The sequence below is a fragment of the Pseudomonas cichorii genome (assembly GCF_019719005.1).
Classification (GTDB): domain Bacteria; phylum Pseudomonadota; class Gammaproteobacteria; order Pseudomonadales; family Pseudomonadaceae; genus Aquipseudomonas; species Aquipseudomonas cichorii_E.
This window is the reverse complement of the sequence record NZ_JAIGPJ010000013.1, coordinates 67,592-91,425: the sequence shown is the minus strand read 5'-3', so window position 1 is coordinate 91,425 and position 23,834 is coordinate 67,592. Positions and strand designations below refer to the sequence as shown.

26 protein-coding genes are annotated in these 23,834 nt (G+C 57.8%); 11 read left to right on the top strand and 15 right to left on the bottom strand.

The window, feature by feature from the left end:
- The first annotated feature begins 59 nt into the window (after positions 1-59).
- From K5D32_RS12455 to tsaA, 6 genes are all read left to right on the top strand, one after another.
- Positions 60-347: a DNA-binding transcriptional regulator gene (locus K5D32_RS12455; RefSeq protein WP_221593797.1), complete on the top strand. Its 288-nt coding sequence runs from the start codon at positions 60-62 to the stop codon at positions 345-347.
- Between the two features lie 166 nt (positions 348-513).
- Entirely contained in the window at positions 514-1,860 is a 1,347-nt protein-coding gene (rimO, locus tag K5D32_RS12450; protein WP_221593750.1) for a 30S ribosomal protein S12 methylthiotransferase RimO, read from the top strand.
- A 96-nt stretch (positions 1,861-1,956) separates the two neighbouring features.
- A complete protein-coding gene (locus K5D32_RS12445; RefSeq protein ID WP_221576781.1) occupies positions 1,957-2,388 on the top strand; it encodes a GNAT family N-acetyltransferase in 432 nt (143 codons plus the stop codon).
- Between the two features lie 140 nt (positions 2,389-2,528).
- The gene (locus K5D32_RS12440) at positions 2,529-3,239 is read left to right on the top strand and encodes an rRNA pseudouridine synthase (RefSeq protein ID WP_025258986.1); all 711 of its coding nucleotides are present in this window, start codon (positions 2,529-2,531) and stop codon (positions 3,237-3,239) included.
- Between the two features lie 66 nt (positions 3,240-3,305).
- On the top strand, positions 3,306-3,767 hold the full coding sequence (locus K5D32_RS12435; protein ID WP_221576780.1) for a DUF1456 family protein: 462 nt from the start codon (positions 3,306-3,308) through the stop codon (positions 3,765-3,767).
- A gap of 3 nt (positions 3,768-3,770) precedes the next feature.
- Positions 3,771-4,478, top strand: coding sequence for a tRNA (N6-threonylcarbamoyladenosine(37)-N6)-methyltransferase TrmO (tsaA, locus tag K5D32_RS12430; RefSeq protein ID WP_221600488.1), 708 nt, complete (start codon positions 3,771-3,773; stop codon positions 4,476-4,478).
- Between the two features lie 47 nt (positions 4,479-4,525).
- Here tsaA and fpr read toward each other — a convergent pair whose 3' ends face one another.
- Complete coding sequence (gene fpr, locus K5D32_RS12425; protein ID WP_221600486.1) at positions 4,526-5,305, bottom strand: ferredoxin-NADP reductase; 780 nt, start codon at positions 5,303-5,305, stop codon at positions 4,526-4,528.
- Between the two features lie 123 nt (positions 5,306-5,428).
- Here fpr and K5D32_RS12420 point away from each other — a divergent pair, with 123 nt between their 5' ends.
- Entirely contained in the window at positions 5,429-6,355 is a 927-nt protein-coding gene (locus K5D32_RS12420; protein WP_025258983.1) for a LysR family transcriptional regulator, read from the top strand.
- A gap of 5 nt (positions 6,356-6,360) precedes the next feature.
- Here the strand turns inward: K5D32_RS12420 and K5D32_RS12415 are convergent, their stop codons facing one another.
- From K5D32_RS12415 to K5D32_RS12405, 3 genes are all read right to left on the bottom strand, one after another.
- A complete protein-coding gene (locus K5D32_RS12415) occupies positions 6,361-6,729 on the bottom strand; it encodes a diacylglycerol kinase (protein WP_221596247.1) in 369 nt (122 codons plus the stop codon).
- Between the two features lie 64 nt (positions 6,730-6,793).
- Positions 6,794-7,441, bottom strand: a complete 648-nt coding sequence (gene erdR / locus K5D32_RS12410; RefSeq protein ID WP_025258981.1) for a response regulator transcription factor ErdR — start codon at positions 7,439-7,441, stop codon at positions 6,794-6,796.
- Positions 7,442-7,618: 177 nt separating this feature from the next.
- Complete coding sequence (locus tag K5D32_RS12405) at positions 7,619-8,329, bottom strand: tRNA-uridine aminocarboxypropyltransferase (RefSeq protein ID WP_221576777.1); 711 nt, start codon at positions 8,327-8,329, stop codon at positions 7,619-7,621.
- Between the two features lie 222 nt (positions 8,330-8,551).
- Here K5D32_RS12405 and K5D32_RS12400 point away from each other — a divergent pair, with 222 nt between their 5' ends.
- Both K5D32_RS12400 and K5D32_RS12395 read left to right on the top strand, forming a co-directional pair.
- The gene (locus K5D32_RS12400; RefSeq protein WP_200993487.1) at positions 8,552-8,971 is read left to right on the top strand and encodes a quorum-sensing-regulated virulence factor family protein; all 420 of its coding nucleotides are present in this window, start codon (positions 8,552-8,554) and stop codon (positions 8,969-8,971) included.
- Between the two features lie 235 nt (positions 8,972-9,206).
- The gene (locus K5D32_RS12395) at positions 9,207-10,283 is read left to right on the top strand and encodes an LOG family protein (RefSeq protein WP_221593752.1); all 1,077 of its coding nucleotides are present in this window, start codon (positions 9,207-9,209) and stop codon (positions 10,281-10,283) included.
- 20 nt (positions 10,284-10,303) lie between these two features.
- Here K5D32_RS12395 and recX read toward each other — a convergent pair whose 3' ends face one another.
- The 3 genes from recX to K5D32_RS12380 all read right to left on the bottom strand — a co-directional run bounded on the left by recX (position 10,304) and on the right by K5D32_RS12380 (position 12,439).
- The gene (gene recX, locus K5D32_RS12390) at positions 10,304-10,771 is read right to left on the bottom strand and encodes a recombination regulator RecX (protein ID WP_221576775.1); all 468 of its coding nucleotides are present in this window, start codon (positions 10,769-10,771) and stop codon (positions 10,304-10,306) included.
- Between the two features lie 8 nt (positions 10,772-10,779).
- Positions 10,780-11,844, bottom strand: a complete 1,065-nt coding sequence (gene recA / locus K5D32_RS12385; RefSeq protein ID WP_221576774.1) for a recombinase RecA — start codon at positions 11,842-11,844, stop codon at positions 10,780-10,782.
- Between the two features lie 94 nt (positions 11,845-11,938).
- On the bottom strand, positions 11,939-12,439 hold the full coding sequence (locus tag K5D32_RS12380; protein WP_221576773.1) for a CinA family protein: 501 nt from the start codon (positions 12,437-12,439) through the stop codon (positions 11,939-11,941).
- A gap of 472 nt (positions 12,440-12,911) precedes the next feature.
- On the opposite strand from K5D32_RS12380, the gene mutS reads away from it, so the two are divergent.
- Both mutS and fdxA read left to right on the top strand, forming a co-directional pair.
- Positions 12,912-15,479: a DNA mismatch repair protein MutS gene (gene mutS / locus K5D32_RS12375; RefSeq protein WP_221576844.1), complete on the top strand. Its 2,568-nt coding sequence runs from the start codon at positions 12,912-12,914 to the stop codon at positions 15,477-15,479.
- A gap of 236 nt (positions 15,480-15,715) precedes the next feature.
- Positions 15,716-16,039, top strand: a complete 324-nt coding sequence (gene fdxA / locus K5D32_RS12370) for a ferredoxin FdxA (protein WP_012270863.1) — start codon at positions 15,716-15,718, stop codon at positions 16,037-16,039.
- 528 nt (positions 16,040-16,567) lie between these two features.
- Here the strand turns inward: fdxA and rpoS are convergent.
- From rpoS to K5D32_RS12330, 8 genes are all read right to left on the bottom strand, one after another.
- A complete protein-coding gene (gene rpoS / locus K5D32_RS12365) occupies positions 16,568-17,578 on the bottom strand; it encodes an RNA polymerase sigma factor RpoS (RefSeq protein WP_025258973.1) in 1,011 nt (336 codons plus the stop codon).
- Positions 17,579-17,680: 102 nt separating this feature from the next.
- Positions 17,681-18,559, bottom strand: coding sequence for a peptidoglycan DD-metalloendopeptidase family protein (locus K5D32_RS12360; RefSeq protein ID WP_221576772.1), 879 nt, complete (start codon positions 18,557-18,559; stop codon positions 17,681-17,683).
- A 192-nt stretch (positions 18,560-18,751) separates the two neighbouring features.
- Positions 18,752-19,387, bottom strand: coding sequence for a protein-L-isoaspartate(D-aspartate) O-methyltransferase (locus K5D32_RS12355; RefSeq protein WP_176767549.1), 636 nt, complete (start codon positions 19,385-19,387; stop codon positions 18,752-18,754).
- A 41-nt stretch (positions 19,388-19,428) separates the two neighbouring features.
- Positions 19,429-20,178 carry a 5'/3'-nucleotidase SurE gene (surE, locus tag K5D32_RS12350; protein WP_221576771.1) on the bottom strand — a complete coding sequence of 250 codons (750 nt, stop codon included), beginning with the start codon at positions 20,176-20,178 and terminating at the stop codon, positions 19,429-19,431.
- Positions 20,166-21,224 (bottom strand): tRNA pseudouridine(13) synthase TruD, encoded by a 1,059-nt coding sequence (truD, locus tag K5D32_RS12345; RefSeq protein WP_216705117.1) that lies wholly within the window; start codon positions 21,222-21,224, stop codon positions 20,166-20,168. Before truD ends, surE begins: the two co-directional genes overlap by 13 nt.
- Positions 21,221-21,694: a 2-C-methyl-D-erythritol 2,4-cyclodiphosphate synthase gene (ispF, locus tag K5D32_RS12340; RefSeq protein WP_025258969.1), complete on the bottom strand. Its 474-nt coding sequence runs from the start codon at positions 21,692-21,694 to the stop codon at positions 21,221-21,223. Before ispF ends, truD begins: the two co-directional genes overlap by 4 nt.
- Before the next feature lie 73 nt (positions 21,695-21,767).
- The gene (gene fghA / locus K5D32_RS12335) at positions 21,768-22,613 is read right to left on the bottom strand and encodes an S-formylglutathione hydrolase (RefSeq protein WP_221576770.1); all 846 of its coding nucleotides are present in this window, start codon (positions 22,611-22,613) and stop codon (positions 21,768-21,770) included.
- A 74-nt stretch (positions 22,614-22,687) separates the two neighbouring features.
- On the bottom strand, positions 22,688-23,800 hold the full coding sequence (locus K5D32_RS12330) for an S-(hydroxymethyl)glutathione dehydrogenase/class III alcohol dehydrogenase (protein WP_025258967.1): 1,113 nt from the start codon (positions 23,798-23,800) through the stop codon (positions 22,688-22,690).
- Between the last annotated feature and the right edge of the window lie 34 nt (positions 23,801-23,834).

Genomic DNA, 23,834 nt, shown 5'->3' with positions numbered 1-23,834 from the left:
ATGGAATTGCATGACTTTCATTGAAACGCCGATTTACCGATAAACAAAGGGTGGAAATGATGGAAAAGGATCTCTTCAATCGTCTTGCGGAAAGCATGACTCAAATGGATGAGATTGATCGTGGTGAGCGTCAGCCATCGCGCGAATTCCACATTGATGCACTTCAAGTCAAAAAGATCCGTCAGGCAACGGGGCTCTCTCAGGCCAGCTTTGCCAAACGCATCGATGTTGCGGTAGGCCCTCTACGCAACTGGGAACAGGGTCGCCGCGAGCCTGAAGGTCCGGCGCGTGCGCTACTGCGTGCGATACACAACGATCCGGAACACGTGCTTGCTGCATTGAGCTGATATTTCCAGTGGGCAATGCTGCACAGCACTCGTCGTAATTCTCTGTTTAACACTGGTCATCGCACGCGCTCATCGCTAGAATTGCGCACTTTTTGATCAGAGGCGCACCAAGCGCCCAATCGGTGCCCGCGTATTGAGCCAGGCACCCTTCACGCCGAGGTTTGCCATGTCCACCGTCACCACGCCGTCCGCCCCCAAGGTAGGCTTCGTTTCCCTGGGTTGCCCGAAAGCCCTGGTCGATTCCGAGCGCATCCTTACCCAGTTGCGCATGGAAGGTTACGAAGTCGTTCCGACCTATCAGGATGCAGACGTCGTTGTCGTCAACACCTGCGGTTTCATCGATACCGCCAAGGCGGAATCCCTGGAAGTGATTGGCGAAGCCCTTGCCGAAAACGGCAAGGTGATCGTGACCGGTTGCATGGGTGTTGACGAAAACGTCATTCGTAACGTTCACCCAAGCGTGCTGTCGGTTACCGGGCCGCAGCAGTACGAGCAGGTGGTCAATGCGGTGCACGAAGTCGTGCCGCCAAAACTGGATCACAACCCGCTGATCGATCTGGTACCGCCACAAGGCATCAAGCTGACACCGCGTCACTACGCCTACCTGAAGATTTCCGAAGGCTGCAACCACAGCTGCAGCTTCTGCATCATCCCGTCGATGCGCGGCAAGCTGGTCAGCCGCCCGGTGGGCGATGTGCTCGATGAAGCCCAGCGTCTGGTCAAGTCCGGCGTCAAAGAGCTGCTGGTGATTTCCCAGGACACCAGCGCCTACGGCGTCGACATCAAGTACCGCACCGGTTTCTGGAATGGTCAGCCGGTCAAGACCCGCATGACCGAACTGTGTCAGGCTCTCAGCTCGCTGGGCGTCTGGGTTCGTTTGCACTACGTTTATCCGTACCCGCACGTCGATGAGCTGATCCCGCTGATGGCCGCCGGGAAAATCCTGCCGTACCTGGATATCCCGTTCCAGCACGCCAGCCCGAAAGTGCTCAAGAACATGAAACGCCCGGCCTTTGAAGACAAGACCCTGGCGCGTATCAAGAACTGGCGCGAACAGTGCCCGGACCTGATCATCCGCTCCACCTTCATCGTCGGCTTCCCCGGCGAAACCGAAGAAGACTTCCAGTACCTGCTGGACTGGCTGACCGAAGCCCAACTTGATCGTGTCGGCTGCTTCCAGTACTCGCCGGTTGAAGGCGCGCCAGCCAATCTGCTGGACGCTGAAATCGTACCGGACGACGTGAAGCAGGATCGCTGGGATCGCTTCATGGCTCATCAACAGGCAATCAGCGCTGCCCGCCTGCAGATGAAGATCGGCAAGGACATCGAAGTCCTGATCGATGAAGTGGACGAGCGTGGTGCAGTAGGCCGTTGCTTCTTCGATGCGCCGGAAATCGACGGTAACGTCTACATCGGTCTTGAAGACGACAGCCCGGTCAAACCCGGTGACAAGATCATGTGCCGCGTGACCGACGCCGACGAATACGATCTGTGGGCCGAAATCATCGACTGAAGTTGAAGCCGAATCAGCCCCGCCCTTGAAAACGGCGGGGCTTTTTTATCGGTCCGGGTTGTCTACTCATGCAGCCCACCACAAGAGCCCATCGAAATGGACCTGTACACACCCGAGCAATACGACTTTCAGGAACTGGCCAACCTCTGGGAACGCTCGGTACGTGCGACCCACGACTTCCTGCCCGATAGCTACATCGCCATGCTCAAAGAGCTGCTGCTCACGCAGTACCTGGGTTCGGTCACCCTGTTCTGCACCCGCGACGCACACTTGAAGATCACAGGCTTTGCAGGCATCAGCCTGTACAAGCTGGAAATGCTGTTCGTCGACCCCGAACATCGCGGTCAGGGCCTGGGCAAGTACCTGCTCGACCATGCCATCGAGTATTTCAACATCAACGAGCTGGACGTCAACGAACAAAACCCGCAAGCCCTGGGGTTTTATCGCAGGCAAGGTTTCGAGGTGATCCACCGCAGCGAACTGGACGGGCTGGGGCAACCTTATCCGATCCTGAGAATGCGGCGCTAGAAGCGCGACCCTGCTTGAGTTGATCCACCAAACGCGGGAAAAGCCCTGGCTGCGACAAGGCATCCATTAATTATTCGCACCGATTATCAGGCGTGCGCAGGTACAATGGCGCCTTTCCCATCAGTAACGGCTTCTTTTTCATGACAGACCCCATTCGCCTTTCCAAACGCCTTATCGAACTGGTCGGCTGCTCCCGTCGCGAGGCTGAACTGTATATCGAGGGCGGCTGGGTGACCGTGGATGGCGAGGTGGTCGAAGAACCGCAGTTCAAGGTCGAGAACCAGAAGGTCGAACTCAGCCCCGACGCCAGGGCCGAAACCCCGGAAGCCGTCACGATCATTCTGCACAAACCGGCCTCGGCCAGTGTCGAAAGCGCGCTGCAAATGATTACCCCGGGCACTCTTTCCCAGGAACACAGCTTCGGCAAGCGCCCGCTCAAGGGGCACTTCCTGCGCCTTGAAGCGATTTCGACCCTGCAAGCCAATGCCAGCGGCCTGATGGTGTTCAGCCAGGACTGGAAAATCCTTCGCAAGCTCACCGATGACCGCAGCAAGATAGAGCAGGAATATGTCGTGGAAGTCTCGGGCGAGATGGTTGCCCATGGCCTCAATCGCCTGAACCACGGCCTGAGCTACAAAGGCAAGGAACTGCCTGCCGTCAAAGCCAGCTGGCAGAACGAGAACCGCCTGCGCTTTGCCATGAAGAACCCGCAGCCCGGCATTATTGCCCAACTGTGCGAGGCCGTAGGCCTCAAGATCGTCGCAGTCCGGCGCATCCGCATCGGCGGCGTCTCCATGGGCAAACTGCCTGAAGGCCAGTGGCGCTATATGACGGCCAAGGAAAAATTCTAACCTTCATTTTTTGCAGCGCACGACAGCTCGTGCGCCGTTACAACGACTTACCAGGACTCACGCCTCATGATGAACAACGATGTACTGCGCAGCGTGCGCTATATGCTGGATATCAGCGACAACAAGATTGTCGAGATCACCAAACTCACCGGCTACGAAATCAGCAAAAACGACGTGATCGCCTTTACCAAAAAGGAAGAGGAAGAAGGCTACCTCGATTGCAGCGATGAAATCATGGCGCACTTCCTCGATGGCCTGGTGATCTTCAAGCGTGGCAAGGACGACAGCCGCCCACCACAGCCTATCGACCTGCCGATCACCAACAACATCGTGCTCAAGAAACTGCGTGTCGCCTTTGAACTCAAGGAAGACGACATGCACGATATCCTCAAGTCCGTGAACTTCCCGGTGTCCAAACCGGAGCTCAGCGCCCTTTTCCGCAAGGTTGGCCACAACAACTACCGCGAGTGCGGCGACCAGTTGCTGCGCAACTTCCTCAAGGGCCTGACCTTGCGCGTACGCGGCTGATTCGTGACCTACAACGTCTCTCCTGTCGGTTTCGTGCGTTCCTGTTTCAAGGAGAAATTCGCGATTCCGCGCCAGCCACAACTGGCTCCCGCCGCCCGTGGCTGCTTGGAGCTGATTGCGCCCTTTGATCAGGGTGACGCCGTACAAGGCCTGGAACAGGTCAGCCATGTGTGGCTGCTATTTCTGTTCCATCAGGCTCTGGAAGACAAGCCACGACTCAAGGTGCGTCCACCGCGCCTGGGTGGCAACCAGTCCATGGGCGTATTCGCCACCCGCGCAACACATCGGCCCAATAGTATCGGGCAATCCGTAGTCAGGTTGGACAAGGTTGAGGCTGGCAAGCTGTGGATTTCAGGTATCGACCTGCTCGACGGCACGCCGGTGCTGGATATCAAGCCCTATGTGCCTTATGCCGATGCCCTGCCCCATGCAAGCAACCGCATTGCAAGCGCGGCACCGGAACTGATCCCTGTTCACTGGGAGGACAGCGCACGGGTGCAAGCCCGTGAACACGGGCAGCGGCTGGGCGAGCCACTGGTCGAGCTGATCGAACAGTGTCTGGCTCAGGACCCGCGTCCGGCCTATCAGGTGCCTGCGCCGGAACGTCGCTACGGCGCGCAGTTCTGGGATATGGATGTGCGCTGGCACTATCCGCAGCCGGGGATGATCCGGGTGCTTGAGGTTGTGCCAGCAACAAATCCCGCCCAATAAAAAGCCGCCTCGCTCACGAAGAGGGAGGCGGCTTTTGTCAAAACAACTTATTTCTCGACGAATGCACGCTCGATCAGGTAGTCGCCCGGCTCACGCATACGCGGAGACACAGCCAGACCGAAGCTGTTCAGCACTTCACTGGTTTCATCAAGCATGCTCGGGCTACCGCACAGCATGGCGCGGTCGTCCTGAGGGTTGATCGGTGGCAGACCGATGTCGCTGAACAGCTTGCCGCTGCGCATCAAGTCGGTCAGGCGGCCTTCATTCTCGAAAGGCTCGCGGGTAACGGTTGGGTAGTAGATCAGCTTTTCACGCAGCGCTTCACCGAAGAACTCGTTCTGCGGCAGGTGCTCGGTGATGAATTCGCGGTAGGCGACTTCGTTCACGTAACGTACGCCGTGGCACAGGATGACCTTCTCGAAACGCTCGTAGGTTTCAGGGTCCTGGATGACGCTCATGAACGGTGCCAGACCAGTACCGGTGCTCAGCAGGTACAGATGCTTGCCAGGCTTGAGGTCGTCCAGCACCAGAGTGCCCGTAGGCTTCTTGCTGATGATGATCTCGTCGCCTTCCTTGAGGTGCTGCAACTGCGAGGTCAGCGGACCATCAGGCACCTTGATGCTGAAGAATTCCAGATGCTCTTCCCAGTTCGGGCTGGCAATCGAATAGGCGCGCATGAGCGGACGACCGTTAGGCTGCTGCAGACCGATCATCACGAACTGACCGTTCTCGAAACGCAGACCCGGATCGCGGGTGCACTTGAAACTGAAGAGTGTGTCGTTCCAGTGATGGACGCTGAGGACACGCTCGTGGTTCATGTTGCTCATGTACGTGGGAACTCCTGAAAAATTCGTCTGCGCAGGGTATATACGCTATTGCGCGACATTCTAGTGGCAGACACAATATCTGTTAAATTAATTATCAAGATATGGGTTATCGGTTATATAGATATGCGATTTACTCTTCGTCAGCTTCAAGTCTTTGTCGCCGTTGCCCAGCAGGAAAGCGTGTCCCGGGCAGCCGTCATGCTTTCCCTCTCGCAATCGGCAGCCAGCACCTCCATCACCGAGCTGGAGCGCCAGTCCAGCTGCCAGTTGTTCGATCGCGCCGGCAAGCGATTGAGCCTCAACGCGACCGGACGCCAGCTACTGCCCCAGGCGGTGGCTCTGCTGGATCAGGCCAAGGAAATCGAAGATCTGCTCAACGGAAAGTCCGGCTTCGGCTCACTGGCAGTCGGCGCCACACTGACCATCGGCAATTACCTGGCAACCCTGCTGATCGGCGGCTTCATGCAGCGTCACCCGGAAAGCCAGGTCAAACTGCATGTCCAGAACACTGCGCATATCGTGCAGCAGGTGGCGCATTACGAAATTGATCTGGGTCTGATCGAGGGCGATTGCAGCCACCCCGATATCGAAGTGCAGTCCTGGGTCGAAGATGAGCTGGTGGTGTTCTGCGCTCCCCAGCATCCACTGGCCAAACGCGGCCATGCCAGCCTGGCGGAACTGACACGTGAAGCCTGGATTCTGCGTGAACAGGGCTCGGGCACACGGCTGACCTTTGATCAGGCCATGCGTCATCACCGTAACGGGCTGAACGTGCGTCTGGAGCTGGAGCACACCGAAGCCATCAAACGAGCGGTGGAGTCGGGGCTGGGGATCGGTTGCATTTCAAGGCTGGCATTGCGCGACGCATTTCGGCGTGGAAGCCTGGTGGCTCTGGATACCCCGGAGCTGGATCTGTCGCGGCAGTTCTACTTCATCTGGCACAAGCAGAAGTACCAGACCTCTGCCATGCGAGAGTTTCTCGAGTTGTGCCGCGCCTTTACCGCCGGGGTCCAGCGCAGCGACGAGATCGTGATACCCAGCCTGTACTGAGAAGATCAGCCGAGCAGGATCACTCCCCAGACCGCGGCGATCATGGTAAGCGCGACCAACTGCGCGGCGCTGCCCATGTCCTTGGCATTCTTGGACAACGGGTGCAGATCCAGAGAAATGCGGTCAATGGCCGCTTCGACTGCCGAGTTGAGCAGTTCGACGATCAGAGCCAGCAGGCATACGGCAATCAACAGGGCATGCTCGCCACGGCTGACATTGACCACGAAGGACAACGGAATCAGCACGACATTGAGCAGCACCAGTTGACGGAAAGCCGCTTCGCCCTTGAAGGCGGCCGACAGACCGTCAAAGGAATAACCTGCAGCATTAAGAATACGTTTCAGACCGGTCTGGCCCTTGAAGGGTGAAGGCATGGATAGACTACTGTGTCGAAAAGATGAGGAAAGCTAAGGCAAGGCAGGTCAAAAAAGCGTGAACTCAATTGGCCGAAACCGATTCCAGCTGTTGCAGCAACAACGCCGCCTGAGTGCGCGTGCGAACCCCGAGCTTGCGGAAAATCGCCGTGACATGAGCCTTGATGGTTGCTTCGGAAACGCTGAGCTCATAGGCGATCTGCTTGTTCAACAAGCCTTCACAGACCATGGTCAATACGCGGAACTGCTGCGGCGTCAGGCTGGCAAGGCCGGCACTGGCCGCCTTGGCTTCATCCGACACACTGACCACTTCATTGACTTGCGGCGGCCACCAGACATCGCCTTCGAGGACAGTGCGTACCGCCTGTTGAATGGTTTCCAGAGGACTGGACTTGGGAATGAAGCCGCTGGCGCCGAACTCACGGGAGCGCACCACGATTGATGCCTCTTCCTGGGCCGAAATCATGACTACCGGAATCTGTGGATACTGACCCCGCAGCAAGACCAGCCCGGAAAAACCATAGGCACCTGGCATGTTCAGATCCAGCAGGACAAGATCCCAGTCAGTCTTCTGCGCCAGGTGAGATTCGATCTGGGCAATGCTCTCTGCCTCGACCAGCCGCACATCAGGCCCCAGGCCGATGCTCAACGCCTGATGCAACGCGCTACGAAACAGCGGATGATCATCGGCGATCAGGATGTCGTAGGTCATTTTTTGATCCTGTTTTTATAGTGAGCGCCCGGGGCACATTCACGCCAGATCAGCAAATTCAGCGCTCAGGCGGCGCCAAGCATGCCCAGCCCGGCAATGGTGGTCAAGCTTGATACGGCCTTGAGCCCAATCCGAAATGGCAATCGGCCTCTATCTGCACGACCGGCACTCGGTTCCTCAAAGAAAAGCCTTCAGATAACTGTGAGCGGCATCGTCCGGATCGATCGGTCTCTGGAACTTGGCACCCAGATAATGGGCGCTGAATACGTCCAGATAAGCATCCAGCACACTGCTGGCAGTGGTATCTTCAGCCAGCTCCAGACAGAGCGCGGCGACCTCGGCCGTACAGAAGTGGTCATCGCGACGGGAACGACGCAACCGGTAACGCGAAATCTGCTCCGGCTCCAGGCTCAGTACCGGAAACCGCTCAAGGTAAGGGCTCTTGCGGAACATCTTGCGCGCTTCGGTCCAGGTCGCATCCAGCAGAATGAACAGCGGACGCTTGCCCTCTTCAAGAGCCACACGGGTCACGACCCGCTCTTTGGCGACGAACTCACCCGGAAAGACAATATAGGGCTGCCACTGCGGGTCATCCAGCAAGGCCAGCAGTTGCTCGTCGACTTCGATCCGCGACCAGCCAAAGGCGTGGGTATCCTTGATAACATCAGCGATCAGCCAGCCAGTGTTGGTCGGTTTCAACGGTTCGGTGTCATACATCAGCAGGCACATGCCCGAGGTTGCAGCGACTTTAGGCCGCCAGCCACACAGACAATAGCTGGAAATCACCCGGCAATCCGGGCAGCGTGGTGCTCGGGAACCACGGGCAATGAAGGGCTTGGTGCTACGGGCCAGACGCTGATCGCGCAGGCGGGAAACAGCATGGCTCATGGAAAGACACGCCCGCTGAAGAAAGGCATCGACACAGCAAGAACTCGACAGGGGTAAAAAGTCCGCGCAGTTTACCAGAGCCCTGCCGGTTCAACCTGCTTTCGAGCCGGTTAGTCCTACCCTATACTGGCGCGCCATTGGAGCCGCGCCGTGGGCAGGTTATCCGGAACACACGTTGAAGTCGCTGGTCAAAACCGCCAGCCACTGAATCAGGAGAGTTTGATGCTGCGCCTCATCGCCCCAACCCTTACGCTTTTGCTCGTCGCCCCACTGGCCGTGCAGGCAGCGTCAAAGCAGGAATTCGAACTCAGCACCATGCTGGAAAAAGTCGCGAAGGAAAGCAGCGTCGGCACGCCACGGGCAATCAACGAAGACATCCTGGACCAGGGTTACACCGTCAACGGCAAGGAGTTGATCAACCACCTGAGCGTGCGTGCAGGCCAGGCGCAGCAGATGCGTGCCAATCCGGACGCCGTCCGCAGCCAGTTAGGCAACAGCGTTTGCCACAACAACGGTTATCGGCAGTTGATGACCAAAGGTGCCGTACTGAAATATCAATTCACCGAATACAAGACCAATCGTCCGGTCATCAGCCAGACATTCCAGGCTTCGGACTGCGCGGTCAAGAAATCCGGCAAGTAAGCAACATCCCTCGCTTCATTGCGCGCAGCCCTGGAGGCGGCGCGCTCTTTCGCAAAGCCCCCTTCCAGCCCCTTGCCACCAACCGATAATCGATAGCCTTTTAGAGGAAAGCGGGACATTATCGAGCCATCATATAACCTGAAGAGAGCTTCAATCATCGGCAACGTACGATGCTTTGCGATCCTGGGACGAGTCTTGTCAGGATCAAATCATTCTGCAGGAGGAGAAATCTTGAATGCCGTATGTACCTAACGATGTTCTATCGCAACACTTTCAGAGCAATGGTCTGGATATCACCAGCAAGATCGAAGAGCACATCAATCAGGTCGCTCCCGACAGTCCCAACCTGCCCCTTTATCGGGACATGATCCTCACCGTCCTGCGCATGGCCGAAGATGGCCGTAATCGCTGGGACGCCAAGATAACGCTGCAAACTCTGCGCGAACTGGACAGAGCCTTCCGGGTGCTGGAACGTTTCAAGGGGCGCCGCAAGGTGACGGTGTTCGGCTCGGCACGCACGCCGGTGGAACATCCTCTGTATGCACAGGCCAGAGACCTAGGGGAAAAGCTGGCGCGTTCCGACATGATGGTCATCACCGGTGCCGGTGGCGGCATCATGGCTGCCGCACATGAAGGTGCCGGACGTAACAGCAGCCTGGGCTTCAATATCACCCTGCCCTTCGAGCAGCATGCCAACGCGACGGTGGAAGGCACTGAAAACCTCCTGCCGTTCCACTTCTTCTTTACCCGCAAGCTTTTCTTCGTCAAGGAAGCCGATGCGCTGGTGCTATGCCCCGGCGGCTTCGGCACTCTGGACGAAGCACTTGAAGTGCTGACACTGATCCAGACCGGAAAAAGCCCGCTGGTGCCTGTGGTTTTGCTGGACACACCAGGCGGAAACTTCTGGCAGAGCGCGCTGGACTTCATCAAGAATCAGCTGGAAGACAACCACTACATTCTGCCAGCCGACATGAAACTGATGCGGCTGGTTTACAGCACCGATGGAGCAGTCGAAGAAATCAACCGGTTCTACAGCAACTTCCACTCCAGTCGCTGGCTGAAGAACAAGTTCGTGATTCGCATGCATCACCCGCTCAGCGAGCAGGCAATGGCGCACATCCAGAAAGCCTTTGCCGATATCTGCAGCAGCGAGGACTTCCATCAGCACAGTTATCAGGGGGAAGAGCACGACGAAGCGCAATTCAGTGGCCTGACACGCCTCGCCTTCGCATTCACAGGGCGTAATCAGGGCCGGCTTCGCGAGTTGATCGACTACATCAACCTGCCGGAGAGCCTTGCCAGAAAAGCCTGATATCCGTACTGGATACCCGGCTAATCATCCTCACCTCGGCCGCTCAACAAGCGGCCGATCATATCCAGCGGATACCCGCGATAACTCAGGAAGCGGCCTTGCTGGGCACGCTCTTTCGCATCGGCAGGCAACCTGCCAGCGAACTTGCGCTGCCAGGTTTCGTGCAAGCGGGCTTGCCAGTCGACACCGCACTCTCTGAGCGCTTCTTCAATATCCCCTCGTTGCAAACCACGCTGCCCCAGTTCTTCGCGGATACGCAAAGGCCCATAGCCCGAACGTGCTTTGGAGGAAACGAAGCTTTCAAGGTAGCGGGATTCAGAGAGCAGCCCTTCCTCAACCAGACGATCAAGGGCGGACTCGATATGCTCGGGAGAAGCGCCGCGCTGACGCAATTTACGCGTCAGCTCGACTCGACCGTGCTCGCGTCTCGCGAGCAGGTCCATTGCGGTTCGTCGTACGGCGACAGTGGTATCGAGCACAACTGGCATGAGGCTGATCAGATATCGGCGTCGATTTCAGCCATGTCATCGGCATCGGCTGATTCACGGGAACCTACAGCCTTGGTGTCGACACCAGCAGTCAGCAGCTTGTCGCGAATCTGCTTCTCAAGCGCTGCACCGATTTCCGGGTTATCCGCCAGGAACTTGGCCGAGTTGGCTTTACCCTGACCGATCTTGCTGCCCTGGTAGCTGTACCAGGCGCCGGACTTCTCGACAAAGCCATGCAGCACAGCCAGATCGATGATTTCACCGTTGAGGTAGATACCCTTGCCGTAAAGAATCTGGAACTCTGCCTGACGGAACGGCGGAGCCACCTTGTTCTTGACGATCTTGACGCGGGTTTCACTACCCACCACTTCGTCGCCTTCTTTCACGGCGCCGGTGCGGCGAATGTCCAGACGCACCGAGGCGTAGAACTTCAGGGCGTTACCACCGGTGGTGGTTTCCGGGCTGCCGAACATCACGCCGATCTTCATGCGGATCTGGTTGATGAAGATGACGAGGCAGTTGGCGTTCTTGATGTTACCGGTGATCTTGCGCAGCGCCTGGGACATCAGGCGAGCCTGCAGACCGACGTGCATGTCGCCCATTTCGCCTTCGATTTCGGCCTTGGGTACCAGTGCAGCCACGGAGTCGACGACGATGACGTCAACGGCATTGGAGCGCACCAGCATGTCGGTGATTTCCAGTGCCTGTTCACCCGTGTCCGGCTGCGAAACCAGCAGGTCGTCGACATTGACGCCCAGCTTGCCAGCGTACTCAGGGTCCAGTGCGTGCTCGGCATCGACGAACGCACAGGTTGCACCTGCTTTCTGGGCTTGAGCGATGACCGAAAGGGTCAGCGTGGTTTTACCCGAAGACTCTGGACCGTAGATTTCAACGATCCGGCCTTTAGGCAAGCCGCCGATACCCAGCGCGATATCCAGACCCAGCGAACCGGTGGAAATAGAAGGAATAGCCTGACGATCATGGTCACCCATGCGCATTACGGCACCTTTACCGAATTGACGCTCGATCTGACCCAGGGCCGCAGCCAAGGCTTTCTTCTTGTTGTCGTCCATTGAAGTCCTCACGTAATCAAATTCAATTTAGGGCCTGAGCGATCAGAACACCTGTATAAGTAGACAGTATTATTCCACAGCGATGAGCGCTCGCCTACCCCTGTTTTGGCATTTCTCCAACAGCAAGCTGTATCAGCCCCTCTAGCGCGGCCTTCACCGTTTGTCGGCGCACTTCATCACGATCACCGTCGAACTGCCGACGCCGGGCAATGAGCATGTCGCCCATGCCCCAGCACAGCCAGACCGTGCCGACCGGCTTTTCCACCGAACCACCGCCCGGCCCTGCCACACCGCTGACAGCCACGGCGAAACGTGCGCCACTTTTCTCCTGCGCTCCTAGAACCATGGCTTCCACGACAGGCTGGCTGACTGCACCGTGCGTCACAAACAGCTCGGCAGGCACATCGAGCTGGCGGGTTTTCTGAGTATTGGAATAGGTCACATAGCCTGCTTCAAACCAGGCAGAGCTACCGCCGATGCGGGTAATGGCTTCGGCAATCCCGCCGCCCGTGCAGGACTCGGCGGTCGTCACCTGAGCATCAATGGCTTTTAGATGCTTGCCGAGCGACTCGGCAAGCCGGGTAATTTCATCCACGATCTTTTCCTGTCACCAACCGAACGAACCGGGCAAAGCGGTCACTTGGGCAACCGCTTGCCTTGGAAGACAACTATGACTCTTTTTTCTTCGGAGAGGGTTTTCGGATCGTCTCAACGGTTGTTTCCCTTGGCCGACGCTTGGCCTCCTCGACAGGAATGAAGCGTCCGTTACCGGAATCCCTTGCTCGTTTGTTCTTCATATAAAAGTCCCTTTTTATAAGATGCCGCCCGTTATCGAGCGGCGACGCTGGAAGTCTATACAGGCCATCCGCATCCTTGGGTGCCCTGAAACCTTCGGTGACGATACAGGAAGTTTCAGCCGCGCCTGCGTTGTGGAGGTGTGCGTGGTAACCTTGCGCCCATCGCAAAGACACGGCAGACAACCCTCGGCACGAGAGGGAGCCCATGTCGCCCCCTGAAATTTGCCCCCCCTTCTAACGAACTTGCCTAACCTACTGATGAATAAAGCAATTTCCGATCTCTCTTCGCACACTCCCATGATGCAGCAGTACTGGAAGCTGAAGAACCAGCATCCCGATCAGCTGATGTTCTATCGCATGGGCGACTTCTATGAAATTTTCTACGAAGACGCCAAAAAAGCCGCCAAGCTGCTGGATATCACCCTGACTGCGCGTGGCCAGTCAGCCGGTCAAAGTATTCCCATGTGTGGCATTCCCTACCATGCCGCCGAAGGTTATCTGGCCAAGCTGGTCAAGCTGGGCGAATCGGTGGTGATCTGCGAGCAGGTCGGCGACCCGGCGACCAGCAAAGGGCCGGTGGAACGTCAGGTCGTACGCATCATCACACCGGGCACCATCAGTGACGAAGCGTTCCTGGACGAGCGCCGGGACAACCTGCTCGCGGCGGTCCTGGGTGACGAGCGCCTGTTTGGTCTGGCCGTCCTGGACATCACCAGCGGCAACTTCAGCGTGCTTGAGATCAAGGGCTGGGAAAACCTGCTGGCAGAGCTTGAGCGCATCAATCCTGTCGAACTGCTGATCCCCGATGACTGGCCTCAAGGCCTTCCGGCAGAAAAGCGCCGTGGCTCTCGCCGTCGTGCGCCCTGGGATTTCGAGCGCGACTCCGCCCATAAAAGCCTGTGTCAGCAGTTTGCGACCCAGGACCTCAAAGGCTTTGGCTGTGAAAATCTGACACTGGCCATCGGTGCCGCCGGTTGCCTGCTGAGCTATGCGAAGGAAACCCAGCGCACCGCCTTGCCGCACTTGCGCAGCCTGCGCCACGAGCGTCTGGACGATACCGTGGTGCTGGACGCCGCCAGCCGCCGCAACCTCGAGCTGGACACCAATCTGGCCGGAGGTCGCGACAACACCCTGCAATCGGTCATGGACCGCTGCCAGACTGCCATGGGCACGCGCCTGCTGACCCGCTGGCTGAATCGTCCGCTGCGTGACCTGACCGTTCTCCAGGCGCGCCAGACTTCCATCGGCTGCTTCCTGGAAAGCTACCGCTTCGAGAGCCTGCAACCGCAGCTCAAGGAAATCGGCGATATCGAGCGCATTCTGGCGCGTATCGGCCTGCGCAACGCCCGTCCTCGCGATCTGGCTCGCCTGCGCGACGCACTGGGCGCCCTGCCGGCACTGCAAGAAGCAATGACCAGCCTGGAAGCGCCGCACCTGCAACAACTGGCCAGAACCACCAGCACCTACCCGGAACTGGCAGACCTGCTGCAACGGGCAATTATCGATAACCCGCCCGCAGTGATCCGCGATGGCGGCGTGCTGAAGACCGGTTATGACGCCGAACTGGACGATCTGCAATCGCTGAGCGAGAACGCAGGCCAGTTTCTGATCGACCTGGAGGCCCGTGAAAAGGCCCGTACCGGCCTGGCCAACCTGAAAGTCGGCTACAACCGCGTACACGGCTACTTCATCGAGCTGCCCAGCAAGCAGGCCGAACAGGCTCCGGCCGACTACATCCGTCGCCAGACCCTCAAAGGTGCCGAGCGCTTCATTACGCCTGAGCTCAAAGAGTTCGAGGACAAGGCGCTGTCCGCCAAGAGCCGCGCCCTGGCCCGGGAAAAAATGCTTTACGAGGCCTTGCTGGAAGACCTGATCGGGCATCTGGCACCGCTGCAGGACACCGCCGCGGCCCTGGCTGAACTGGATGTGCTGAGCAATCTGGCCGAACGCGCACTGAATCTGGACCTCAATTGCCCACGCTTCGTCGGCGAGCCATGCATGCGTATCGATCAGGGTCGCCACCCGGTCGTCGAGCAAGTGCTGTCCACGCCTTTCGTGGCCAACGACCTGTCGCTGGATGACAACACCCGCATGCTGGTGATTACCGGCCCGAACATGGGCGGTAAATCGACTTACATGCGTCAGACCGCACTGATTGTCCTGCTGGCCCACATCGGCAGCTTTGTACCGGCCGCCAGTTGCGAGCTGTCTCTGGTCGACAGGATCTTCACCCGCATCGGCTCCAGCGATGATCTGGCGGGCGGACGCTCGACGTTCATGGTGGAAATGAGCGAAACCGCCAACATCCTGCATAACGCCACCGACCGCAGTCTGGTGCTGATGGACGAAGTCGGCCGTGGCACCAGCACCTTCGACGGTCTTTCCCTGGCCTGGGCTGCGGCAGAATGTCTCGCCCAGTTGCGCGCCTATACCCTGTTCGCTACGCATTACTTCGAACTGACGGTATTGCCCGAGAGTGAACCGCTGGTTACCAACGTGCATCTGAATGCCACCGAGCACAACGAACGGATCGTGTTCCTGCACCGGGTTCTTCCGGGGCCGGCAAGCCAGAGCTACGGCCTGGCGGTAGCACAACTGGCGGGGGTTCCGGGCAAGGTCATCACTCGCGCCAAAGAGCATTTGCAACGGCTGGAAACCACCAGCCTGCCCCACGAACAACCACGGCCAAAACCCGGAAAACCGGCGGCGCCGATGCAAAGTGACCTGTTTGCCAGCCTACCTCACCCGGTACTGGAAGAACTGTCGAAGGTGAAAGTCGACGACCTGACACCTCGTCAGGCACTGGAGTTGCTGTATTCATTGCAAACTCGGATCTGACGCGAAGTGATACAAGCTGTTAGAATCCCGCGCGGTTTGGGATGCTCTCAGCTTTAGCCTGGCTGGGCAGCTAATCGAGCCGCGTGAAAACGCAGCGAACCAAGGGTCGAGCGGTAGACATGCAGTCATGCCGCTCACTCCAAGCACGTGTTTTTCACAAGGCCGGGAAACGCCCCGAACCTGGCAGCCCCTATCTGGAAGGGCGATGCCGCAGCCGCCTGAGGAGAAAATTAGAAATGACCTTCGTCGTCACCGACAACTGCATCAAGTGCAAGTACACCGACTGCGTAGAAGTCTGTCCGGTGGACTGCTTTTACGAAGGCCCGAACTTCCTGGTGATTCACCCGGATGAGTGCATCGATTGCGCGCTTTGTGAGCCTGAATGCCCTGCGCAAGCCATCTTCTCGGAAGATGAGATTCCTGCCGGTATGGAAAACTTCATCGAGCTCAACGCCGAACTCGCTGAAGTATGGCCAAACATCACCGAAAGAAAAGATGCCCTGCCCGACGCTGAAGAATGGGACGGCAAGACAGGCAAGATCGCAGATCTGGAACGCTGAGTTCCGGCATTGCCAGAAAGGCCCTTCGGGGCCTTTTTCATGGGCAAAAAAAAGGGGCGGTATGACCCGCCCACATTTCTTCCCTAATCCCTGTAATCCTTTTCATCATCCTGATGAATCGCTTCTTGCGATGTCCTTGACTGTCTTCCTTGACTGCCTGTGCCTGTCCGTTGGCACAGTTCTGATATTAGTGATTTTCAGGCCGTGGGCAACACCCAAAAACTCGCAAAAATATTTCTTACCGCGCCGTTTAAAAAATAAAACTCTTTTAAATTCATTGAAGTAGCAGAACTCCTGTACAGAAAAATCTTTTATCCGCCCCAATAAACCCCTGATAACTTACGACACGGGTAAGCAAAGGCTTACGCATCTTGCGCATATCTCTGGCAAAGACCTGTAGAGCCCCCATGGCTCTTCCCCTGAAGGAATAGCGAAGAGATCAGACAACTTTATAAGATGGTGATCATGTAAAAGGCCGATGCAAACATTTGATGTTTACATCGGCCTTTCGCACGCAGAGGGAGAGGATTATTGGAAGAGGGACTCGCTCGAAAGACCATTCTTTTCGAGGATTTCACGGAGACGCTTCAGACCTTCGACCTGAATCTGACGCACACGCTCACGGGTAAGACCAATCTCGAGACCTACATCCTCGAGCGTACTGCTTTCATGCCCGCGTAAACCAAAGCGGCGTATCACCACCTCACGCTGCTTGTCGGTCAGCTCGGACAGCCATTGGTCGATACTCTGGGAGAGATCATCGTCCTGCAGAAGCTCACAGGGGTCCGTAGGGCGATCATCAGTCAGTGTATCGAGCAGCGTCTTGTCCGAATCCGGCCCCAGAGAGACATCCACCGAGGAAACACGTTCGTTGAGCCCAAGCATGCGCTTGACCTCGCCAACGGGTTTTTCCAGCAGATTGGCGATCTCCTCGGGGGAGGGTTCGTGATCGAGCTTCTGTGTCAGTTCACGAGCGGCACGCAGATAGACATTCAGCTCCTTGACCACATGAATCGGCAACCGGATGGTCCGGGTCTGATTCATGATTGCACGCTCGATGGTCTGACGAATCCACCATGTCGCGTAAGTCGAGAAGCGGAAACCGCGCTCCGGATCGAATTTTTCAACAGCCCGGATCAAGCCCAGGTTGCCTTCTTCGATCAAATCAAGCAATGACAACCCACGATTGACATAGCGCCTGGCAATTTTGACCACCAGCCGCAGATTGCTTTCAATCATGCGTTTGCGTCCAGCCGGATCCCCACGTTGCGACAATCTCGCAAAGTGGACCTCCTCTTCCGGGGACAGCAGGGGTGAGAACCCTATTTCATTGAGATACAACTGGGTAGCATCGAGCGCCCGAGTGTAATCAATATATTTATGTTGTTTGAGCGATGAGTTGTGCTTGGCTTTCGTTCGATCCGATGCGGCAGTAGACGGCTGCTTCTCGTTCGAGTTGTCCTCCAGGACAATGCCGGTTTCCATGAGGAGCACTTCATCATCGATGTCAAACTCCGGCGCTTCGCTGCTAAGAGCCATTGTTATAGTCCTTTGGTGAGTTCGACCTCAAGCTCAACGCCGCCTATATCCGTGGCAACGCTTGAGCCCATTCCCTCTGCGTCAGGAACAGGCTGACAACTGTCAACGACGTGGCAAAAACTGCAATGGATCTACAGGCTTTCCTTGGCGGCGAATCTCGAAATGCAGCTTCACCCGGTCAGTTCCTGTGGACCCCATCTCGGCAATTGTCTGTCCCGCCTTGACCTGTTGCCCCTCCCGTACCAAAAGCCTGCGGTTGTGACCGTAGGCACTGACGTAGGTATCGCTGTGTTTGATGATTATCAATTCGCCGTAGCCCCGTAATCCACTTCCGGCGTATACAACTGATCCATCAGACGCGGCTAAAACAGGCTGTCCCAAATCACCTGCGATATCAATTCCTTTATTCAAACTGCCGTTTGAGGAAAATTTTCCTATCAAAATGCCACTTGCTGGCCATGCCCAACCTGTCGGGGACTTGCCCGCAACGCCCACGGGAGTATCGCCAGGGGGAGGTATAACCACGGGTGTAACCGCGACCGGTTTGGAGAGGACCGTCGTTTTTACCGAGCCAGAGCTGCTGGTACGGGTGGATGTAGACGAGGTCACCGGACCTGGTTGTGCTACGACCGGAGCGGAAGCCACAGCCTCGGATGTTGAATTTGAACGCCCGTCAAAGCGAATCGTCTGACCGGGTTTAATCGTGTAGGGCTCGGGGATCTGGTTGCGCGCAGCGAGTGCTTTCCAGTCCCAGCCGTAACGAAATGCAATGGAAAAAAGCGTGTCGCCACGTCGCACGACATATTGTCCGGTCGTGACGGCAGGACGCTGTGACGTTACGTTGCCGTTGCGATCAACGACACGAACACCGCCCGACGGAGAACTGGCGCAGCCGACCAAGAGGACACTGAGCACAATGCCAATCACCAGACGCTGATAACTTGTTGAACAATTTAGCTGCCGAATGACTCTGTGACTCACCCGCCACTCCCTTTACTGGTGACTGAATTCGAAAGATGCCTATTGTGCCGCAACAACGGCGGGCAGCCAGTGATTAACAATGCCAAGCCCTTGTCATGCATGAATCATTTTGGTGAAGTGATGCCATGCTGCCATACAGGGTAAGTAGACCGATGAGTGTGCTCAGAATTCACTTGAAGTTCCATTAACGTTTCAGGCCAGAGGCCCGTTGAGCAATGGCACGAATCGCACAGCCCCCAACACATGCCGGGAAAACCCGTTTTCCTCACGCACGATCAGCATCAGTTGCTGGACCTCACCGGAACCGACCGGAATCACCAACCTGCCTCCCGGAGCCAGTTGATCGAGCAAGGCTTGAGGCACATCGGTCGCCACGGCGGTCACGATGATGCCATTGTAAGGCGCCAGCGCAGGCCAGCCCTCCCAGCCATCGCCCCAGCGAAAGACCACGTTGCGCAGGTTCAACTCCACCAGGCGCTCCTTGGCCCGGTCCTGCAGCACCTTGATGCGCTCGACCGAGAAGACCCGCTCGACAAGTTGCGCCAGCACAGCGGTCTGATAGCCCGAGCCAGTGCCAATTTCCAGCACCTTGTCCAGAGGACCGGCTGCCAGCAGCAGCTCGCTCATGCGTGCAACCATATAAGGCTGGGAAATGGTCTGGTTGTGGCCGATCGGCAAAGCCGTATCTTCGTACGCACGGTGGGCAAGGGCTTCATCGACGAACAGATGCCGCGGCGTCTTGCGGATGACATCCAGCACACGGGTATTGGACAAGCCTTCTTCATACAAGCGCTGGATCAGTCGCTCGCGAGTACGCTGCGAGGTCATGCCGATCCCGCGACGTAACAGATCATCTTGCTCGCGTGACATCAGATCAGTCCCTCCAGCCATGTATTCAGGCTGCTGAAGCCGTTCTGATAGGTTCGATCCAGTTGCAGCGGGGTAATCGAGACATAACCCTGCATGACCGCATGAAAATCGGTGCCTGCACCGCCGTCTTCAGCATCGCCGGCAGCAGCGATCCAGTAGCCGGCACGACCACGAGGGTCGACGACTTTCACCGGAGCGGCAGCGCGGGCACGATGGCCAAGGCGGGTCAGTTGAATCCCCCGGATATGGTCGAGGGGCAGATTCGGGATATTGACGTTCAGTACCGTACGCGGCGGCAGGTCCAGTTGCTCATGGGCCTCGACCAGCAGGCGCGCATAATGCGCTGCAGTCGCGAGGTTGTCCGGCTGGCGCGACAGAAACGAAAAGGCAAACGAAGGGCGCTCCAGAAAGCGTCCTTCGAGGGCTGCGGCAACTGTACCGGAATACAGGACATCATCCCCGAGATTGGCACCCAGGTTGATGCCCGAGACCACCATGTCCGGCTCGTGCTCCAGCAGACCATTGAGCCCCAGGTGCACGCAGTCGGTCGGCGTGCCATTGAGGCCGATGAACCCATTGGGCAGCGTATGCGGGTGCAAAGGCCGGTCGAGTGTCAACGAGCTGCTGGCGCCGCTTTTGTCTTGATCGGGAGCGATAACCGCACAGTCGGCATAATCCGCCAGCGCCGCATACAGCGCCGCGAGACCGGGTGCAGTTACCCCATCATCGTTTGAAATCAGAATACGCATGGGCTGTCCGTCTGCCCAACCGGCACCAGATCGACGAGTTCGCGCACCAATACAGTGGCAAAGCATCCGGGCGGAAGGACGAATTCCAGTTGCAAAATGTCAGGCTCGGGATAATGCCACGTCAAACGGCCAATGGGCAGCCGCAGTATGCGACGTTCGTGCTCCATTCCAGCCTTTATCAGCCATTCGCACAGAGCCGCCTGCTCAGCGGCAATGCGGTTTTCCAGTTCGGCGGTTGCGCCGCTGGCCGGGGAAGGCCCTTCACCCCACTGCGGACCGGTGGGATGCAGGTCCAGAATGTCGAGCCGGGGATCGCTGCACTCGGCAACACCAGCCGGGAAAAAGCTGCGGCTGTCGGTAAACGCCAGCAGGTCGCCGGGCTGGGCACGCTCCCAGGTGCCATCGGCTACCCGGGCATCCAGCACGCGGTTGAACAGGTAGCTGCGGGCCGTGGACAGCAACCGGGAACGGACATTGCGCTGCTCCGGCAAGGCCTTGCGCTCGGCGTAATGCCGGGCTTCGCCCAGATTACCGCCCTGGTAGCCAAAACGCTGGGCCCCGAAATAATTGGGGATTCCCTTGCGGGCAATGGATTCCAGGCGCTGATTCAGCGCGTCATGATCGGCATTCAATTGTGTCAGGCGCAAGGTGAAGCCATTGGCCGCATGAGCACCGCGCTGCAGCTTGCGCTTGTGGCGGCTGCTCTTGAGAATCTGCAGGGTTTCGTCCTGGGCCGCTGAAAGGTCCGGATCGGCCTTGCCCGGCAATTGCAGGCTGAACCACTGACGAGTGAGAGCCTGACGGTCTTTCAGGCCTGCATAGCTGACGGTGCGCAACGGCACGCCAGCGGCACGGGCCAGACGACGGGCCGCGTCCTCGGTGTTGAGGCCGCGCTTCTCGACCCACAGCCAGAGGTGTTCGCCATCCCCGGACAAGGGGATATCGAGCACTTCATCGACCTGAAAGTCTTCGGCCGTCGCCTTGAGAACAGCGCTGCCCAGCGCTTCACCATAGGCCCGCTGGCCCAGCAGCTCCAGTTCGGTCATGCGCGCAGCAACAGCGCGACGGCATGCACCGCGATGCCTTCTTCACGGCCGACGAAGCCGAGTTTTTCCGTAGTCGTGGCTTTTACGTTCACTTGATCCAACTCAACCTGGAGATCTGCGGCTATCAAAGCGCGCATCGCATCGATATGCGGAGCCATCTTGGGTGCCTGGGCCACGATGGTGGCGTCGACATTGCCGACTTTCCAGCCTTTGCCCTGCACCTGCTTGAGCACATGGCGAAGCAGTACACGGCTGTCCGCGCCCTTGAATTGCGGATCAGTGTCCGGAAAGTGCTTGCCGATATCGCCCAGCGCAGCGGCTCCCAACAAGGCGTCGCTCAGCGCATGCAGCAGAACGTCGCCGTCGGAATGAGCCAGGAGGCCGAAACCGTGTGCAATCCGCACGCCGCCCAAGGTAATGAAATCGCCCTCAGCGAAACGGTGCACATCATAGCCATGGCCAATACGCATAGAAAAACGCCCTGAAAAAAGTCAGGGCGTGATTCTACCTGCTTTGGCGCAAGTTAGGGCCTGTCGCTGACAGTCATCCACTCAGAGCCTGGGCATGATGACGCAGATGGTCCTCAATGAAACTGGCAATGAAAAAGTAGCTGTGATCATAGCCGGGCTGCATTCGCAGGGTCAGCGGGTGCTGAGCGGCCTTTGCCGCCTGGACCAGTGCTTCGGGCTTGAGCTGATTGACCAGAAAGTCATCGCGGTCGCCCTGATCCACCAGGATCGGCAGTTTTTCACTGGCTTCGGCAATCAGTACCGTGGCATCCCACTCGCGCCAGCGTGAACGATCTTCGCCCAGATAGAGGGAGAACGCCTTCTGCCCCCAGGGGCAATCCATGGGGTTGGTGATCGGCGAAAACGCCGAAACCGACTGATAGCGACCCGGGTTGCGCAAGGCACAGACCAGAGCCCCGTGACCACCCATGGAATGACCGCTGATGCTCCGTGCAGTGGAAGCCGGGAAATGCTCCTCGACCAGAGCCGGCAGCTCATCGACCACGTAGTCGTGCATCCGGTAGTGCTTGGCCCAGGGTTGCGCCGTGGCATTCAGGTAAAACCCGGCCCCAAGACCAAAGTCCCAGGCACCTTCCGGATCATCAGGTACACCCTCGCCACGCGGACTGGTATCCGGTGCAACCAGGATCAACCCCAGTTCTGCAGCGACCCGCTGGGCCGCCGCTTTCTGCATGAAGTTTTCATCATTGCAGGTCAGGCCGGACAACCAGTACAGCACAGGCAACTTGCCGCCCTGCTCTGCTTGTGGCGGCAGGTAGACCGCAAACACCATGTCGCAACCCAGCGTCGCAGAATGATGCTTGTAACGCTTGAGCCAGCCGCCGAAGCTTTTCTGGCAGGAAATATTTTCCAGAGTCATAGTCGCACGCTCCTGAGCTTCAAGTTTCAAGCCTCAAGCTGCAAGAGAGCCTTACGCCCGCTTGCAGCTGCCCCTCAAAAATGAATGACAGAACGAATGCTTTTGCCTTCGTGCATCAGGTCAAATGCCTTGTTGATGTCTTCAAGGCCCATGGTGTGGGTGATGAAGGTGTCCAGCGGGATTTCGCCGGTTTGCGACATGTCGACGTAGCTTGGCAATTCGGTACGACCACGCACGCCGCCAAATGCCGAACCGCGCCAGACGCGACCGGTCACCAGTTGGAATGGACGGGTAGCGATTTCCTGGCCTGCACCGGCCACGCCGATGATGACCGACTCACCCCAGCCCTTGTGGCAGCATTCCAGAGCGGCACGCATCAGTTGCACGTTGCCGATGCACTCGAAGGAGAAGTCCACGCCGCCATCGGTCATGTCGACGATCACTTCCTGAATCGGACGATCGAAGTCTTTCGGGTTCACGCAATCGGTTGCGCCCAGTTGTTTGGCGATTTCGAACTTGGCCGGATTGATGTCGATGGCAATGATGCGCGCCGCCTTGGCCTTGACCGCACCGATGACCGCCGACAGGCCGATGCCGCCCAGACCGAAGATGGCCACGGTGTCACCTGGTTTTACCTTGGCGGTATTGAGCACCGCACCGATACCGGTGGTGACGCCGCAACCCAGCAGGCAGACCTTCTCCAGCGGGGCGTCTTTCTGGATTTTGGCTACCGAGATTTCCGGCAGGACTGTGTATTCGGAAAAGGTCGACGTACCCATGTAGTGGAAAATCGGCTGCCCCTTGTAGGAAAAGCGCGCAGTACCATCCGGCATCAGGCCTTTGCCTTGGGTCGCACGGATCGACTGGCAGAGGTTGGTTTTACCCGACAGACAGAATTTGCACTGGCGGCATTCCGGGGTGTACAGCGGAATCACATGATCGCCCACTGCAACTGAGGTCACACCCTCGCCGATGGCTTCGACAATCGCGCCACCTTCATGACCCAGAATCGCCGGGAAGATACCTTCCGGGTCAGCACCGGAGAGCGTGTAGGCATCGGTATGGCAAACGCCCGAAGCCACGACCCGAAGCAGCACTTCTCCCGCCTTGGGCATGGCGACATCGATTTCAACGATTTCCAATGGCTTCTTGGCTTCGAAGGCAACAGCAGCACGCGACTTGATCATCGATCTTCTCCAGCAGGATAAAAACAAGGTCTGG

Excerpts from the sequence above, each read along its gene's own strand:
- K5D32_RS12415 (WP_221596247.1), bottom strand. The coding sequence starts at position 6,729 with ATGCCTTCACCCTTCAAGGGCCAGACCGGTCTGAAACGTATTCTTAAT.
- fdxA (WP_012270863.1), top strand. The coding sequence starts at position 15,716 with ATGACCTTCGTCGTCACCGACAACTGCATCAAGTGCAAGTACACCGAC.
- recA (WP_221576774.1), bottom strand. The coding sequence starts at position 11,844 with ATGGACGACAACAAGAAGAAAGCCTTGGCTGCGGCCCTGGGTCAGATC.
- K5D32_RS12435 (WP_221576780.1), top strand. The coding sequence starts at position 3,306 with ATGATGAACAACGATGTACTGCGCAGCGTGCGCTATATGCTGGATATC.
- K5D32_RS12355 (WP_176767549.1), bottom strand. The coding sequence starts at position 19,387 with ATGACCTCGCAGCGTACTCGCGAGCGACTGATCCAGCGCTTGTATGAA.
- rpoS (WP_025258973.1), bottom strand. The coding sequence starts at position 17,578 with ATGGCTCTTAGCAGCGAAGCGCCGGAGTTTGACATCGATGATGAAGTG.
- fghA (WP_221576770.1), bottom strand. The coding sequence starts at position 22,613 with ATGACTCTGGAAAATATTTCCTGCCAGAAAAGCTTCGGCGGCTGGCTC.
- K5D32_RS12455 (WP_221593797.1), top strand. The coding sequence starts at position 60 with ATGGAAAAGGATCTCTTCAATCGTCTTGCGGAAAGCATGACTCAAATG.
- K5D32_RS12445 (WP_221576781.1), top strand. The coding sequence starts at position 1,957 with ATGGACCTGTACACACCCGAGCAATACGACTTTCAGGAACTGGCCAAC.
- recX (WP_221576775.1), bottom strand. The coding sequence starts at position 10,771 with ATGCCAGTTGTGCTCGATACCACTGTCGCCGTACGACGAACCGCAATG.
- surE (WP_221576771.1), bottom strand. The coding sequence starts at position 20,178 with ATGCGTATTCTGATTTCAAACGATGATGGGGTAACTGCACCCGGTCTC.
- K5D32_RS12440 (WP_025258986.1), top strand. The coding sequence starts at position 2,529 with ATGACAGACCCCATTCGCCTTTCCAAACGCCTTATCGAACTGGTCGGC.
- rimO (WP_221593750.1), top strand. The coding sequence starts at position 514 with ATGTCCACCGTCACCACGCCGTCCGCCCCCAAGGTAGGCTTCGTTTCC.
- ispF (WP_025258969.1), bottom strand. The coding sequence starts at position 21,694 with ATGCGTATTGGCCATGGCTATGATGTGCACCGTTTCGCTGAGGGCGAT.
- K5D32_RS12420 (WP_025258983.1), top strand. The coding sequence starts at position 5,429 with ATGCGATTTACTCTTCGTCAGCTTCAAGTCTTTGTCGCCGTTGCCCAG.
- erdR (WP_025258981.1), bottom strand. The coding sequence starts at position 7,441 with ATGACCTACGACATCCTGATCGCCGATGATCATCCGCTGTTTCGTAGC.
- fpr (WP_221600486.1), bottom strand. The coding sequence starts at position 5,305 with ATGAGCAACATGAACCACGAGCGTGTCCTCAGCGTCCATCACTGGAAC.
- truD (WP_216705117.1), bottom strand. The coding sequence starts at position 21,224 with ATGACCGAACTGGAGCTGCTGGGCCAGCGGGCCTATGGTGAAGCGCTG.
- K5D32_RS12330 (WP_025258967.1), bottom strand. The coding sequence starts at position 23,800 with ATGATCAAGTCGCGTGCTGCTGTTGCCTTCGAAGCCAAGAAGCCATTG.
- K5D32_RS12395 (WP_221593752.1), top strand. The coding sequence starts at position 9,207 with ATGCCGTATGTACCTAACGATGTTCTATCGCAACACTTTCAGAGCAAT.
- K5D32_RS12405 (WP_221576777.1), bottom strand. The coding sequence starts at position 8,329 with ATGAGCCATGCTGTTTCCCGCCTGCGCGATCAGCGTCTGGCCCGTAGC.
- K5D32_RS12400 (WP_200993487.1), top strand. The coding sequence starts at position 8,552 with ATGCTGCGCCTCATCGCCCCAACCCTTACGCTTTTGCTCGTCGCCCCA.